The sequence below is a fragment of the Paenibacillus sp. EKM211P genome (assembly GCF_011066175.1).
GTDB classification, from domain to species: Bacteria; Bacillota; Bacilli; order Paenibacillales; family Paenibacillaceae; genus Paenibacillus; species Paenibacillus polymyxa.
This window is the reverse complement of sequence record NZ_JAAMNS010000001.1, coordinates 552,714-567,626: the sequence shown is the minus strand read 5'-3', so window position 1 is coordinate 567,626 and position 14,913 is coordinate 552,714. Positions and strand designations below refer to the sequence as shown.

Annotated in this window: 13 protein-coding genes; all 13 read right to left on the bottom strand. The window is 43.8% G+C overall.

The annotated features are described in order from the left end of the window. Positions 1-36: 36 nt before the first annotated feature. On the bottom strand, positions 37-606 hold the full coding sequence (locus G9G57_RS02615; RefSeq protein ID WP_164964432.1) for a DUF6470 family protein: 570 nt from the start codon (positions 604-606) through the stop codon (positions 37-39). Positions 607-623: 17 nt separating this feature from the next. Further along, entirely contained in the window at positions 624-1,544 is a 921-nt protein-coding gene (gene flgL / locus G9G57_RS02610; RefSeq protein ID WP_164964431.1) for a flagellar hook-associated protein FlgL, read from the bottom strand. 63 nt (positions 1,545-1,607) lie between these two features. Beyond that, the gene (gene flgK / locus G9G57_RS02605) at positions 1,608-3,176 is read right to left on the bottom strand and encodes a flagellar hook-associated protein FlgK (protein ID WP_058830205.1); all 1,569 of its coding nucleotides are present in this window, start codon (positions 3,174-3,176) and stop codon (positions 1,608-1,610) included. Between the two features lie 18 nt (positions 3,177-3,194). Then, a complete protein-coding gene (locus G9G57_RS02600) occupies positions 3,195-3,695 on the bottom strand; it encodes a flagellar protein FlgN (protein ID WP_013373391.1) in 501 nt (166 codons plus the stop codon). A 9-nt stretch (positions 3,696-3,704) separates the two neighbouring features. Continuing rightward, complete coding sequence (gene flgM / locus G9G57_RS02595) at positions 3,705-3,980, bottom strand: flagellar biosynthesis anti-sigma factor FlgM (protein WP_016822917.1); 276 nt, start codon at positions 3,978-3,980, stop codon at positions 3,705-3,707. Between the two features lie 195 nt (positions 3,981-4,175). Then, on the bottom strand, positions 4,176-4,586 hold the full coding sequence (locus G9G57_RS02590; RefSeq protein WP_016822916.1) for a TIGR03826 family flagellar region protein: 411 nt from the start codon (positions 4,584-4,586) through the stop codon (positions 4,176-4,178). Between the two features lie 735 nt (positions 4,587-5,321). Further along, positions 5,322-5,780 carry a LysM peptidoglycan-binding domain-containing protein gene (locus G9G57_RS02585; RefSeq protein WP_164964430.1) on the bottom strand — a complete coding sequence of 153 codons (459 nt, stop codon included), beginning with the start codon at positions 5,778-5,780 and terminating at the stop codon, positions 5,322-5,324. 383 nt (positions 5,781-6,163) lie between these two features. Then, on the bottom strand, positions 6,164-6,994 hold the full coding sequence (locus G9G57_RS02580; protein WP_238799217.1) for a ComF family protein: 831 nt from the start codon (positions 6,992-6,994) through the stop codon (positions 6,164-6,166). An 86-nt stretch (positions 6,995-7,080) separates the two neighbouring features. Then, entirely contained in the window at positions 7,081-9,201 is a 2,121-nt protein-coding gene (locus G9G57_RS02575) for a DEAD/DEAH box helicase (protein WP_016822912.1), read from the bottom strand. Between the two features lie 201 nt (positions 9,202-9,402). Then, positions 9,403-9,843, bottom strand: coding sequence for a hypothetical protein (locus G9G57_RS02570; RefSeq protein ID WP_016822911.1), 441 nt, complete (start codon positions 9,841-9,843; stop codon positions 9,403-9,405). A 167-nt stretch (positions 9,844-10,010) separates the two neighbouring features. Then, positions 10,011-10,733, bottom strand: coding sequence for a response regulator (locus G9G57_RS02565; protein ID WP_013373401.1), 723 nt, complete (start codon positions 10,731-10,733; stop codon positions 10,011-10,013). Positions 10,734-10,737: 4 nt separating this feature from the next. Beyond that, positions 10,738-11,898 carry a sensor histidine kinase gene (locus G9G57_RS02560; protein ID WP_013373402.1) on the bottom strand — a complete coding sequence of 387 codons (1,161 nt, stop codon included), beginning with the start codon at positions 11,896-11,898 and terminating at the stop codon, positions 10,738-10,740. Positions 11,899-11,945: 47 nt separating this feature from the next. Continuing rightward, a complete protein-coding gene (locus G9G57_RS02555; RefSeq protein ID WP_164964429.1) occupies positions 11,946-14,663 on the bottom strand; it encodes a stalk domain-containing protein in 2,718 nt (905 codons plus the stop codon). Between the last annotated feature and the right edge of the window lie 250 nt (positions 14,664-14,913).

Genomic DNA, 14,913 nt, shown 5'->3' with positions numbered 1-14,913 from the left:
AGACGGCTTGAATAACCTCTATAACCTTAACTTATTTTACATCATGACATCAATTTCAGGCGGAATATAGGCCACAGATGGATACTGCTGCATATAAATCTCCAGTTTCCCCCGAGTATACTCAATCTCTGGACGATTAACGGTCACATGCATTTCCGATACAGCAGGTGTATATGTAATATCAGGTGCACGCGTTTCAACACGAATATCGACATTATCCATAGATGCCGGGCCCCTAAATTCAGGAAGCACATGCGTTTCTGTATCCTCTCCATAAACATTGGCTACAGTATTGCCAGGAATGTGAATCGCCGCCATTCGGTTGCCTTGCTCCACTTTATGCGCAAGAGCTTGTAAAAAAATCTGCGGCAACCCTGAATAAATTCGATTATTCATCTCAAGGTAACTGCCACCATTATAGGCAGAGAAGGCCGCACTTTGATCTATAGTCAGCTGTGGCTGATACTGGTGAATTTCCAGTTGAGCACGTCGTGTCTTTAATTCCATATCAGCCGAAGGCTGTCGAATCGAATACTGCCCAGGATCTGCGTCAATATGCAGGATAGCCGGAGTTTGCCGGATCTGAAGTGTAGGAATGATGGCCATCTCTCCCCCTCCTTAGACTATCTTAAGAAATCAACTAATGATGCTGATATGATTTTCGCTCCCGCTGACAAAGAAGCATTGTAAATATTTTCCTGAATTTTGGAATTCATTAAAAGCTCAGCGTAATCCGCATCTTCCGTTTTAGATTGCAAGTCCGTTAAGTTTACTTCCAAATCACTCAAGCGGTTCTGCATTAACTCCACACGGTTGGATTTAGCCCCCATTTCTGATCTGACTTTTAACATTTTGTCAACACGAGAATCAATATTAGCTAATTGATCCCCCGTCGCTTTAATATCACCACTTGCTAAAGCTGAAGAAAGCTGATTAAAAATTGTAAATAAATTATCGGCATCCGAGCTCGTTCCTACGACTTCATTGCCAGTAACATTAATGGGTAAAGCTACATTTTCCCCTACTATAAAATTAACATTGCCTGTATCCGTAGCAATGGATGCTGCTCCAGACGTATCATGCGTATTATCAGCGTTCAAAGGAAGGTCATAAGGCTTCTTGTCATAGGTTTGCCCATTAAATATATATTTACCGTTCAATTGGCTGTTTACAACATCAATCATTTGTTCCTTAAGCTGACCAATTTCTTTGTTAATGCTGTCCAACGCAGATTGTGGATTAGTCCCCGTAGAGGCCTGTACTGTAAGTTCACGTACTCTTTGCATAATTTGGCCAGCCTGATCCATTACCGTATCATTAAAATCAAGCCATGACACTGCGCTGTCCACATTCCGCTGGTATTGTTCATTTGAAGACAGTTCAGATCGGTACCTTAAGGAATACGTAATGCCTACAGGATCATCAGAGGGTTTGTTCAACTTACGTCCAGTCGACATCTGGTTCTGCGTATTATTCATACGTTCAGAATTTCGATTTAAATTAAGCAAAAGCTGTGAGCTTAGCATATTGTTAGTAACTCGCATAGTTATATCCCTCCGTAATTAAATATCCTATGTATATAAACACCAGATATTTAATCCCCATTCTTATCTTCCTACTACACCTGTGGAGTTAATTAATTTATCTAATAATTGATCGAATGTGGTCATAAACCGAGCAGCGGCACTATAGGCATGCTGAAACTTGATCATATTGGACATTTCTTCATCCAGTGAAACACCGCTCACAGATTGACGCATAGTTTCTACCTGAGATACGAGAGCTGTCGAGTTTTGTGTCTGTCTTGTAGCCTCTTGAGCCTCTATTCCCAACTGACCAACCATAGAACTGAAGAAGCTATCAATAGTAGCTGTATTCCCTGTAGAAACCGAAGTGAAATTGCTTAATTTCAAATTGGACATCAAGGATGCCAATGTATTATTACCCTTAACCAATTCCTCAGTAGGAGCAGTGCCTGTTACCCGAAGGGATGCTGCAATAGCGTTAGGATTATCTACTATAGCAGTGTTTAACGTTATATTGCCTGCTGTTATGGTCCCACCATTATTTGAAGTTACAAAAAAAGGCTTACCCGCAACCATATTACCATTAGCATCTTTATCTTCTTGGGTATAACCCAGTTGATGCAAACCATTAAGACCTTTAACTGTAACTGTTAAATCCGATTGGAGTGTTCGGCTGGTCCCAGTATAAGTCACTCCATTCAGTACTGTACCTTCTGGCAAAACTGAGCCTTTAGGTAGTGTTACAGTGATATTACCTGTCGCCAATGTGTTGGCGAGGTTATCCATTTGAGCTGTGTAATCAGCTACAAATCGGTCCCTTGAGAAAATCATTCCATGCACTTCGCCACCTTGTAAATCATTAGAGGCAAAAGCTGCTTGTAAAAAAGCGCCGTTAATTCCGGTAGTCGGTTCAAATCCAGTTACTAATGCTTGACCACCCATATTAACGTTGTATCCTTGATCGGTATCAGTCACCGTTACATTAACGATTTTTGAGATTTTATCGACAATCAAATCACGTTGGTCACGTAGATCGTTAGCGTTATCCCCTAAGCCTTCAATTTTAGTAATCGATTGGTTCAGATCAGCTATGGAATTTACATAACTTTGCAGCTCACTAGACTTAGCCTCCACATTAGAGGTTAAATCCGCAGATAAATTATTCAACTGTTTACTCATATGATTCATTGCATCAGTCAAGGCAAGTGCATTTTCTTTGACAATAGTTCGTGCAGTCACACTTTCTGGGTCTTTACTTAAGTCAGACCAAGATTTATAAAAGTTATCTAGAACCTTCCGAATCCCTGTATCGGACGGCTCATTCATAATCTGTTGTAGCTTATCAAGCGTATTACTACGGATTGTCCAACTACCCAATTCAGTATTTTCTCCGCGATACTGGCTATCCAAGAACTTTTCACGAATACGTTCAATAGCGTCAAATTCAACACCTGTTCCCAATTGACCAGGTACATTAGAACGGTTAATACCGTAAGCCTCCATGGGGATGGAAGCCTTCATTTTGACCGTCTGCCGTGTGTAGCCTTCCGTGTTAGCGTTAGCTATGTTGTGTCCTGTTGTATTTAAAGCTGCCGTTTGTGTAAAAAGACTTCTTTTAGCTGTTTCTATGGAATGAAATGTGGATGGCACTCTATTTTCCTCCTCGGCTCAAGCCTTAGTGTCAAACAATCCAGGTCGTGCGTGTTGATTACTCTTCTGATCAGGATGCATATAAGTCATCTCCTGATTAGGACGTCCTACAAGTAGATCTAAAGAGTAATCAATAAACACCAACGATTGCTCGATGAGTTTTTGATTGATTTCATTAATTTCCTTTAATTCTGAAAGAGTGTGGGATAAGCGGCTCTGGACACTGAGGAGTTTGTTCTTATCTTCTGGATCAAAGACAAGGCGCGCCAGCTCGGTTATAGTCAAATTAAGCTGAGACTTAATACCACGTTCACGAAGAAGCTCATACGAAACCTCCATACGAGCTTCTTCCAACTGTTCTACTTGTTTAAGGAGTCTGGATTCCTGGTTCAAATGCTGTACCAGGCTATCCATATCATTTTCCATGACAATCTTTTTTTTACTTTTCGCCAGTTCTAATAAAATAAGATGCTTTTGATCTAGCTGTTCCAGCACACCAATCAAACGCTCTAAAGGCATATCCTTCACCTAGCTTTCGGAAGACTGCTTAAAGAAAGGTAACAGCTTCTCTGCAATTTTATCAGCATCCACACGATAGGTTCCAGAAGCTACTTGCTGCTTAAGCTCCTGAATTTTCTTTACGCGGTCTGCATCACTGCTGCGGTTCAGCATTTCCATTGCTTCTGGGGAAATGGAAACCTCGTCCTTGCGGCGCGATTTCTTAAGCTCCTCCTGGCGTCCTGTTTCAATATTTCGCTGGTATGGATTAATAGCTCCAATGCGGTTGGTCTCGTTAATTTTCATAACTTCCACCTTCCTTAGTTATTTGATATGGTCAGAATGTATCAGACGACATAGCGTCGAACATGGTTCGTATTATGCCTTACTTCTTTATTTCGTGCATGGTTGCTAAAATAAAAAAACCGATAAGCTCTATAAAGATTATCGGCGGTATTTGAAACTTTTTGAATAGCTGAATGCGTATTTAATTCCCCTGTACTAGTTTCCACGAAGTTTATCAATTGCGCTGTAGGTACCTGAGCCCATATTATTACTTTGATCCTGATTACTACTTTCGCGTATGGCCTGATTCAGGTCTTTAGTCAGACGCGTTCGACAAGAATCGCACATATGCCCTTCACGAATTGGTATCCCGCATACCTCGCAAGGATACGTCATATTAGGCGCATTAGCAATGGAAATACGTCCCTCACGTATAAATGTCGTGATTTGTTTAACGGAGACACCTGTAGCTTCCGAAAGCTCATGCATATGAATACCTTTATTTTCACGTATATGTTTGACACAGTGCTCGTATTCAACCTCAATTTCTTTAATACAGTTCTGGCAGATTCCTCTGACATTCTTAACAAACAACTTTCCACAGCGAGGACAGTTATCTAAATTCATCCTCTGTAGCGCCCCTTTCCAAGTTCCGGTCTTTAATTACTATTATCCTTACATTAACTTATAGTGAAGAGCCTCGTCTAGCAAATATTTCAAAACTCTTTTTTAGTTTTAACACAATTCCACATTTTGTTCGTTATCATAGTAAAAGTATAAGAGAGGAATCAACGGACAAAAATTCTCCCATTATATGTACATTAATATGCAACAACATAAAATGCAGAGGCAAATAAGTACTCATAATCCAGCCTATTACATGTGAGTATTTATCGTCAAACATTACTCCCTACTTTAGAGGAAAAAATAAAATAAGCGCCATTCCAGTTATTCTCGGGAATAGCGCTTCATTATCATTAAACAGCTATATATGAATATGGTTAAAATGTAGAAATAAAATGAGGGAAAAACCGGGCGAAACAATCCTCAGAAGAATTCATGTTCACCTGTGCCCCGAACACAATCAAGAAAATACTATAAATCCGGGGGATCGGCGTTCATACGAATGCTCCGCACATGGAGTGTGGGTATTCATAAATCTCATACACCTAACATCATTTCAACTTATAAGCTATCTGAAATTAAGCTAGACGTACCATTGGAAATTTGCAGCCCAAAAAAACAAGCAATTTTACAAATAATTATTCAAAAAAAGCATTGTTTTAATAGAGGCCTTCCCGTATACTATAGTCAAACGCTTGGTTTAATAAATACATTTTATAAAACAGTTTATAATGTTAATTATTTATTTGTATTTGTTTGTGGCACTTGCAGTTCTTGGCCAACTTTAACCAGGTTGTTGATTTTAACCAGTTCTTCAACAGTTACACCGTATTTTTCAGCAATAGAAGCCAATGTGTCGCCTTCTTGAACATTTACAGTGATTGTTTTTACAGTTGTTGCTGGTGCTTCAGTTGTAGTTGTTGCTGGTTTTGTAGTTGTTGTTGTTTGGTTGTTGTTCTCTGTTGTCGATTGAGCAGGTGTTGCTGTAGTTTCAGTTCCAAAAAGTTTCGCTTCAAACGCTTTTTGCGCTGCTTCTTGTTGTTGGATGATCAGTTGCTCTTCAGCTTGATCCTTATTGTAATCTGAGTTGGATTTTGCCAATACTTGACCTGTAGCAAGTGGACTCAACAAAGATACTGCACCTAAGCTAACTGCCAACATGCTAGAAACTGCTACTTTTTTCATTACATTTTTCATGATTTTGTTCTCTCCTCTTTTTAGCTTTAAATTTTAATTAACTGCTTTACTACTGAGCGAGACACTCCCAATGTCCGCTCTTTTGTCGTTAGCTGATCACTTATTACCAATCATGTTAGCTATCAACAGATAGAAATTGTACTCCTCTTTTCCAAAAAAATCAACCTCTAAATTGAAATATTCTGATTTCATCCCTCACTTCCTAACTTTTTGTTCGTCTCTATATTTTTATTATATACCTCTCTCTAGCTTGTTGTCAAATTCTGCTGATTGTACGGATTAAAAGGCTTATACTCTATCATTTAATCCTTCTTTCAAAAGAATTATAACCTTTTTTTCATAGTTTCAAGCATAAAATTATGGAATATAATAGAAATTCAGACTCATGATCTCGCTAGAGTCAGGCAAAAGATAGCCAAATGTACTCCTCGTTCTAATGCCTTTTCTCTCAAAACACGTGCACACGCCTGCAATGTACTCCCCGTTGTATAAATATCATCTACAAGCAAAATTGTAACGGAGTGCGTGCACTCCTCCGTAGCACGTCGAGATTCCACTTTTAAAATAAAAGATTTCATCAAATTCATCATATTGGGATGAACAGAAAATGCATTATTCATTGTATTCATGCGTTCATTTTTTGATTTAAAGCTTTGCTTGCCTGTATCTTGCGGGCGAACAAGTAAAGGTAGAAAGGGGAGCTTATTTCGCTTTGCAATCTCTTCTGCCAAAATTTCAGCCTGATTAAAGCCACGCTCTGTCAGCCTCTTTTCACTTACCGGGACACAGGTCACTATATCTACATCCCACAAAGATTGCTTGAAACGATTACATTTATGACCTGCAAACTCATGTCTCATCGCCTGATAGGCACGGTTCATGATTTCGCCCAGCAGGGGGCCAAACTTTTCATTGCCGCGGTATTTAAACTGTCCAATCCATTCTTTCATCATCGGCGTATAACTGGTTGCACTCCGATTACATACATAATAACGCACTAATCGGTCGGGCCTGACGCAATCTAGACAAGACGTCGGACGTCCACAATGTGCACAACGAATGTTGTAAACCCAAGGAATTTGGGTCGAGCAATGTGTACAAAGCCCAGTAAATTCGGAAAAATGACCTGTGAGAGTACCGCAAGCAACACATGTTTGCGACTGACGATGGAATAACCAATTCAAAAACAAACGGGTTCTTGGAATCATCCCCATACCAAAATGCACCTTTCTTGGTAGTTTACGTACCGACATTGTTTCAGGTTTCACATTTCCAAAAAAACTTTTTTTATTTAATGCATTTAGTGCTTCACCAATTTCAGATATCCTCTTTTCCGAGCCAGTGCATTCATACGTTTAATCTGTTTAATCGCTCTCTTTTGACCGCTAGTCCATTGAGGGGATATAAAAATAACACTACCACATGGGTCATCCTTAGATCTTCCAGATCGGCCAGCCATTTGGACAAGGGACGCTTCATCAAAAAGACTGCTGTCCGCGTCTAGCACATACACATCACTCCGCGGAACAGTCACTCCTCGCTCCAAAATAGTGGTTGTGACCAGCACACGTATTTCAGTAGCCCGAAATAAACGCACCTTAGTGGTTCGTTCTTCATCCTGCGATGAGGTACCGGCGATAGGTATATCAGGAAATCGTCTAATCAGCAGTTCCACAAGGCCTTGAATATGTGAGATTCGTGTCACAAATAGAAAGACCTGCGCCCCTCGTTGAATGGATACGTTTAGGCGCTGAACAAATGAAGCAGGAAGCTGACCTTTTTGTAGCCACTGATGCACTGGAGGAGTCCCCAAACGAATTGGGACAGGTAGGGGATGACGATGAAAACGAACGGGAACCTTGGCATGTGGCAGTTGACCACGTGCAGCCTCTTTCTGCAAGGGGCGCGGTGGCGTAGCAGACAAATAAATAAACTTTCCTTCCCGCTTACATACTGCTTGGGCAGCAAAGGCAAGCATTGGATCATTGTGATAAGGAAATGCATCAATCTCGTCAATCACAACCAAATCAAAAGCCTGGCGATAACGCAACAGCTGATGTGTTGTTGCCAGTGTCAGTTGTCCCCTTTGCCACCGTTCTGCACTCCCTCCATAAAGCGTCACCATGCTAACTTCGGGAAACGCAACTGCCAAGCGAGGTGCCAACTCCAATACCACATCACGGCGCGGTGTTGCTACGAGCGCTGTCCCTCCGCGCTCCAACACATGCTGTAAAAGAGGAAACATCATTTCCGTCTTGCCCGCGCCAGTCACGGCCCAGAGCAGAAATCGTTCGGCCGCAGAATCGGGTACTTGCCGGCCAGCAATCTCCCAAGCACGCTCGCCAGATTTGGGCGATGACTGCTCGTTGAGGGCAAGAGTGCTGCCATGCGCAGCGGCAGCACCTAATTCCTGGCGCGCACGCATGCTGCGCCGGAATAATTCGCGCGCTCGTTGCCATTGGCCTACCGGGCGAGAGCATTTTCGCACCCCTCCGGGTGGTGCGGCCAAAAAGCACAGCGCTGCTTCGGCGGCGGCACGTTGCGCAGGGCTCAGCCCCCAGCGGTCGAGATTCGTCGCCGGGGTTGCCTCTGCCGTGCGCGGCATGGCAAGTTTCGCTGTACCGCGCAGCAGCAACGAGCACTCACGACTGCGGCCAAGCGTCAGACATGTCTCGCAGTAGGCGCACGCCTTACGACCGCACGATGCGCAGCTTGTGCGGTGCACCTTTCCGCTGCCACAACGGTTGCAGCGGAGTTCCTGTCTACGCGCGGCAGACCAGCGCGCACGTGGTGCTGGAGCCAGACCAGCAGCAAAGCTGAGTCGGCCTTGCAGATATGCAAGTTGCGCAGCTGAACGCCAAGTATGCTCCAAATCCGGGGCTGCCTCTGCTAGCAATGCTTCAGCTTCAGGAACAAGCAACTGGCGTCCTGCCAACAAATGAGTCAGCTCGTTCGCTTGTCGTGTTAAACATTCCATATCCAATCCATTTACTCCCGTGGCGAGCTTCCGGTTTTGAATAGAACGTACAGTTCCTATTGTTTCTTGTCCCTCATTCCCATGTTGAGTGCGTGAAACCCATCCTTGGTGCCGGTCCCAAATGTATATATTGTCTACTCCTCCAGATAAGATCCGTTCTCCATTAGAAGATTCAAGAACCAACTCATTCTTTAGCTGTGCAAGAGTATAGGCCCACCATTGTCGATCCCCCCACCGCTCCATCTCTGCTAACTCCCTAAATCCTCCACACAGGCTTACTCCCCAAGACAAGGGAAGCTCGTCTCCTAATAACACCCACCTTTCGACAGCATTCTCCTGGTGCTTATCTTGACACCACCACCATGTCATATCTACTCGAATATCCACAGATAATCGAAGATTCCAATTCCCTTTATATCTGACTGCATATACTGCAATTTTCATCTTTGTTCTCTCCTCTCATTCATCATTGTTCCTAGTTCTTATCACCCTAGAGAACAGCAAAAAAGCACACTTCCATGGCTATTAGCCTGAAGTGTGCTTCACATCAAACAGATTTCAACGAAATCCCTATTGTCTTGCATATGCAACTGTCTATAAATATTTATATCTGATTTTAACCACGATGTCCACAGATCCCTGTCACTAAGGAACAAGTGGGACGCCCGCCAACGGGTTTGCTGTTCTAAGATCAATAACAACCTGTTTTTCACCGCCTGACTTCGGCAAAACCGGGTTCCCCGGTGAAAAACGACATGAGATGACTGAAACATCCATATGACTATAGCGCACCAGCCGGGTCAGAATCGGTAGCGTATCGTCTATAGATTCATCATCCAGTACCGTTACATGTAGCGGCCTCCGGTGTAGCCAGGCAAGGATACTCAATGAACGCATCACCCATTCCACACGATCTCCATCATTGGATGTAATCACAATGTAGCGAGTCGCACGACGATTCAGCGTTGTCGTGTGTGCATCTTCGCCATTGTGATAAGCCTGAACCGCCTGTCGTATATACATGAGATGCACGACTGCAGCTCCCACACCGTATATAAGCAATATCCAAACCAAGTGAGCCGTCACGAGGGTTCCACCTCCTCCTATAGCGACAATATATGCCGTATAACAGGAAGAGGTGTCACGGTTATGTACTGGACTTCCATACGAGCGGATATCTCGCTCTAAAAGAGAGGCGGTACAGCATTCATATCTAGGCAGCTGCATCGTCTAATACATGAAAAGACTACACTTTACAGCGTAACCCATCCATATTTGATGGAGTTAATAACTGCTTGTGTACGGTCATCCACTTCCATTTTTTGCAGAATACTGCTGACATGGTTTTTGACCGTTTTCTCGCTAATGAATAAATATTCACCAATCATCTTATTGCTCTTGCCTTCGGCCATCAGACGTAACACTTCTGCTTCACGACGAGTCAGCGGATTATTTTCACCTGCAACAAACTTCACGCCTGCTTCCTTAGTATGACCTTCCGCCATAGCCCCTGTTTCATTCAGGTAAGTCATCCGACGAAGCTGCTGAATAAGCTTGCCCGTTACCTTCGGATGAATAAATGCATATCCTTCATGTACTGAACGAATAGCATTAATGAGGGACTCGGCTTCCATATCTTTTAACAGATAGCCATTGGCTCCCTTGCGCAACGTCTCGAATACATAGCTTTCATCATCATGAATGGATAAAATGATCACTTTGACATCCGGGAACATCTCCCGTAGTTTTTCAGTTGCTTCTACACCATTTTCAATTGGCATATTAATGTCCATCAGAACAATATCCGGTTTCTCTACGTTGCAGAATTCCAGCACTTGAATGCCATCACCACATTCTCCGATGACCTCAATGTCGTCCTCCATATTCAAAATACGTTTAAGTCCTTCACGAAACAACTGATGGTCGTCCGCTAAGAGAACTTTAATGGGTGCATTACTCATTTCCTGATTTTCCATGTTGTTACTCCTTTCCCTTTTCCACGTTGGTTGGGATATGAATCACTATCTTGGTGCCTTGATTCTCAGCTGATTCGATCTCCATTCTCCCCTCGAGCAGTTCAACCCTTTCCCGCATACCAATCAGACCAAAATGCCCATGGTCTTTGCTTTTTTGCTGAAAAAGCTCTGGCTTAAAGCCCAGACCATTATCCTGCACAACAATTTTTACAAGCTGTGCCTGGTAGGTAATCTCCACAAGCACATAGGTAGGGTAAGCATGCTTGGCAGCGTTAGTCAAAGCTTCCTGGATCAGACGGTAAATGGCTGCTTCCATCGCGGAAGAGAGACGGTGTTCCTTGCCCCTTGTTTCAAAAAGCGCTCTAATCTTCGTTTTTTCTTCAAAATCCTGCACATATTTCCGGAGCGTCGGAATAAGCCCCAGGTCATCCAGGGCCATGGGACGCAAGTTGAAAATGACCTTTCGCATTTCTTCAAGACTGGAGCGAACTTGTTTCTTCAAGTCTACTATTTCGTCCTGAACCATCTTAAATTCCTGCTTGGCGATCATTCTTTCCACAATTTCCGTCCTAAGCACTAGATGCGCAAGGAGTTGCGCAGGTCCATCGTGAATTTCACGGGATATGCGCTTACGCTCCTCTTCCTGAGCCAAAATAATTTTCAGACCAATAAACTGCCGATTTTTGGCCGATTCAATGATCCGCGTCACTTGTCCCAATTCACCCGATAAATATTCCAGCACGACCCCCATCTGCGAACCGATAGTTTCGGCCCGCTCGACAGAAGCCTCGACACTTTTGGCCCGCTTTTGAAGATCATCTCTTCTGGCTTTGAGATACATTTCCTTCTCGCGAAAAATCATCACATCGAGTTGAAGCTGTGTCGCCTTCTCATAAGCCTGTTTGATATCCTCTTCCGAGTAACGGACGAAATCACGGCTGACCTCAGTCAACCGAATTCGGGACCGCCGATAGTTCATTTCCAGCTGGTCCACTTTTTCGATCGTTTCTGCCGTTTCCTTCAATACGCTCTGAAGCTCTTGATTTAACGTAACCAGTTCGGTCCGGGCCGTGTCCAATATTTCGAACATCTGATATTTGCTGTTCTCCATCACCTGGATGGCATTTTTAATGACTCGGTCTATGATATCGGCTTGAAAGTCCACAAATGTTCTACTCCAATCCTAGCATTTCAAGTATATATCATACCATATCATGACTGGAGGGTGATGGTCTTCGTTTCTTGTTCCCATTTTACAGTCATTCCTAACTGTTCAGACACCAGTCTTAATGGGACTAAAGTCCTGCCTCCCAGTACAATAGGTGCAACTTCAGTGCTCTGACGCTTTCCGTTTAGAATCACTTCTTTTTTTCCTACAGTCAAATCCATCAGCACACCACCGCGCATAATGGTGATCCGCTGATCGCCCGCATTCCATTTGGCTTGTCCGCCAAATGCGTCCAGCACATACTTAATTGGAACATATGTCGAACCATTGCGAGTCATCGGAGCTGCATCAATCGTTGTTGGCGTTCCATTTACCGTCATTGATTTTTGACCGATCGTCATCTGAGCTGTTCCCTTTTTAAGTCCTTCTGTGCCGACCGTCCCCGGTGTATTAAAAGAGATATTATCAAAAGCGACCTTACCTGTCTTAGCGCGCTCATCCTGACCCTCGGCTACATTGACCACATAGAGACGTTTCAGCTTCGCCGGATAGGAAATATTCAAACTGCTCATATCTGCGTTAATCGTTTTCCAGCCGTTCCAGTCAATCACTTTGGCGAGATCAATGTATGCCGTTTTGCCTTGAGCATCCTCCAGCTCCGCACGCAGCCAGTTCAGACTCTTATCCCCTTTGACATCAATCGAGATGGATGTAGCTGCCTGCTCCAACGTCTTCCCGGATGTGCCATTTAATTGAGCGTAAGCATACATTTTGCCACTGCCGTTCGTCATGTCGTAGCTTAGCTCCAGCACTTTGGAATTGGCATGGTCTCCATCCCCTTGTACAACAGCCGCTGTACCGTTAACACCTTCCACATTTGAAGTGAAATCAACCGGATACGAAACATTTTCGAAGTTTTCCCAGTTATTTGTACTTGCCCCGCCAGCGGACAGGAAGACAACCGCACTGAAACCATCGTAGCGACCAATGGCATAGCCTGTTTTCACACCCGCATCCACTGTATTTACCGTAAGCTGATTATCCTTAACGTTTCCCTTAAAGCCGATGAACTCCCATTTGAGCGCATCTGATGTAATGCTGACACTCTGTCCATCTTTCGTCTTGGCCGTTATCGGTACTGCGATTTTAGCTCCTGCAGTAAGCGAGCCTGTCCCACTTCCTGCAGTAAGTGATGAAATTTCATCTGCTCCAAGCACGGTGACCTTGGTTGTCGCACTAGCTGAGCCACTGGATGCAGTTAAAGTAGCAGTTCCCGGTTTGGCTCCCTTCACAACACCGCCGCTCACGGACACAACAGCTGGGTTGCTGGACTTCCACGTCACTTGTACTTTCGAGGTATCAAATGGATTGTAGTAGTTGTCGTAGCCTTTGAAGGAGTAACTTCCGCTCTGACCAATCAGCAGCGTTTTATTGCCCTTGATGGTAAAGCCTTTGAGCGTTCCTTTAGGAGCAGTGGTATATACTCCCACTCCATTTACGATGCTACGTTGCTCTGTACCATATTCTGTATTGAATGTAAGCCCCGCTGTCGTATCTCCCAAATCACGAGTTACCATGGTGGTAGAGCCGCCACCATCGAGGTTCATCCCCTTCCAGACACCAATATCTTTCATCAGTGTTTGCAGCTCGCTCAAGGATACACCAACGCTGTTCCCATTCTTCTCAACGGCGATGACATAGGCATATCGCTTGTCACGGGAATATCCCAAAGCCGTACGCGCACGCGTCCCGCCTATACTTGTCGTACTTCGGGAGAACGAAGTCTTCTGTCCGTCATTTACTAATATGGTATGTCCACCGATCATCATTTGTAGGTTGGAAGGATCTACTTCACTCCCTGTCGATTTGACGCGAAGGTGATAGTTCGTTTCTACAGTCTGTCCCACAGTCAGATGCGCTTTGGCATAATCCGCTGCTTTACCGTGTGTACGCAAAATATAGCCATCCTGCGGAACAGTCATATTCAATGTAGCATTTTCGGAGACTTGCGTAACCACGCCATTTTGTACCAATATTTCAGTAGGCGTTGTCGAACTGTTTTTAGGTCGCTCAATTGCTTTCCAAGCAGATGTATAAATATACATAGCATTGGAGTGACTATAGCTGCTCCCACTCGTCTCAGGCGAGTATGAAGCCTTATTCATCCCTGCCAAAGAGAAGGAAGACCCATCACCAGCTTTTACTGTACCTTCAAAGGTAAATTGCTCAACCATCGGTGAGCCATCCTTCGTTACAGCAAAGGCATACATCCCTGTTAAATCAGAGGGAGTAGACATCAACACCCCTTTGGACACCTGTCCACCGATCGGTGCTCCCTCGCTAGAGGTATTAAAATAATCCCCGTTCACGCCAGCAACCGCACCGGTCTCTTTTGCCATACCGCCTGTACTCTGACGGGTCGTAAACTGTCCGTTCTTCCCAGTCATGACATCCAGCTTTACGTACGGATTTTGCAGGTCTACTCGAACGATATCAGCCAGCGCTGTTCCCTTGGACCCTTTAAAACGATATTTCAATAATGTTGCGCCCGAAGTAATAATTTCTTCACCCAATTTTACCGTTGAACCGGAGGCAGCACTCGCGATTGGAGCAGATATCCAATTGTTTAACGGGATTAGAACCCCAGTTCCAGCAACCGGACCGACCCATAATACTCCTGCCAGCGTTAATACAGCCCATCTTTTAGCGATTCCTTTGCCATCTACTTTCACTTTGCTGTGTTTTCTATTACTTAAAAACATTTGGATAATAGCTCCCATCTTCTTTGTATTCAAACGGATTAATCCGCACATGTACTCTACCAATAAACAAAAAAATCCTCTTATGTTAATAGACTTATTATAAAGGCAAAAGTTCCGAAATCCCGCCAACTAATTCATAAAATCCAAAACAGTGAATTGACGAATACAATATTAGCGCACTATAATACACATGAACTTATGAGTTCAATTTAAACCAGTAAGTTTAAACAGAAACTTATGACCCTATCGG

Coding starts and splice junctions, on each gene's coding strand:
- flgL (WP_164964431.1), bottom strand. CDS start 1,544: ATGCGAGTTACTAACAATATGCTAAGCTCACAGCTTTTGCTTAATTTA.
- G9G57_RS02600 (WP_013373391.1), bottom strand. CDS start 3,695: ATGCCTTTAGAGCGTTTGATTGGTGTGCTGGAACAGCTAGATCAAAAG.
- G9G57_RS02580 (WP_238799217.1), bottom strand. CDS start 6,994: ATGGGGATGATTCCAAGAACCCGTTTGTTTTTGAATTGGTTATTCCAT.
- G9G57_RS02555 (WP_164964429.1), bottom strand. CDS start 14,663: ATGTTTTTAAGTAATAGAAAACACAGCAAAGTGAAAGTAGATGGCAAA.
- G9G57_RS02615 (WP_164964432.1), bottom strand. CDS start 606: ATGGCCATCATTCCTACACTTCAGATCCGGCAAACTCCGGCTATCCTG.
- G9G57_RS02575 (WP_016822912.1), bottom strand. CDS start 9,201: ATGAAAATTGCAGTATATGCAGTCAGATATAAAGGGAATTGGAATCTT.
- flgM (WP_016822917.1), bottom strand. CDS start 3,980: ATGAAAATTAACGAGACCAACCGCATTGGAGCTATTAATCCATACCAG.
- G9G57_RS02565 (WP_013373401.1), bottom strand. CDS start 10,733: ATGGAAAATCAGGAAATGAGTAATGCACCCATTAAAGTTCTCTTAGCG.
- G9G57_RS02590 (WP_016822916.1), bottom strand. CDS start 4,586: ATGAATTTAGATAACTGTCCTCGCTGTGGAAAGTTGTTTGTTAAGAAT.
- G9G57_RS02585 (WP_164964430.1), bottom strand. CDS start 5,780: ATGAAAAATGTAATGAAAAAAGTAGCAGTTTCTAGCATGTTGGCAGTT.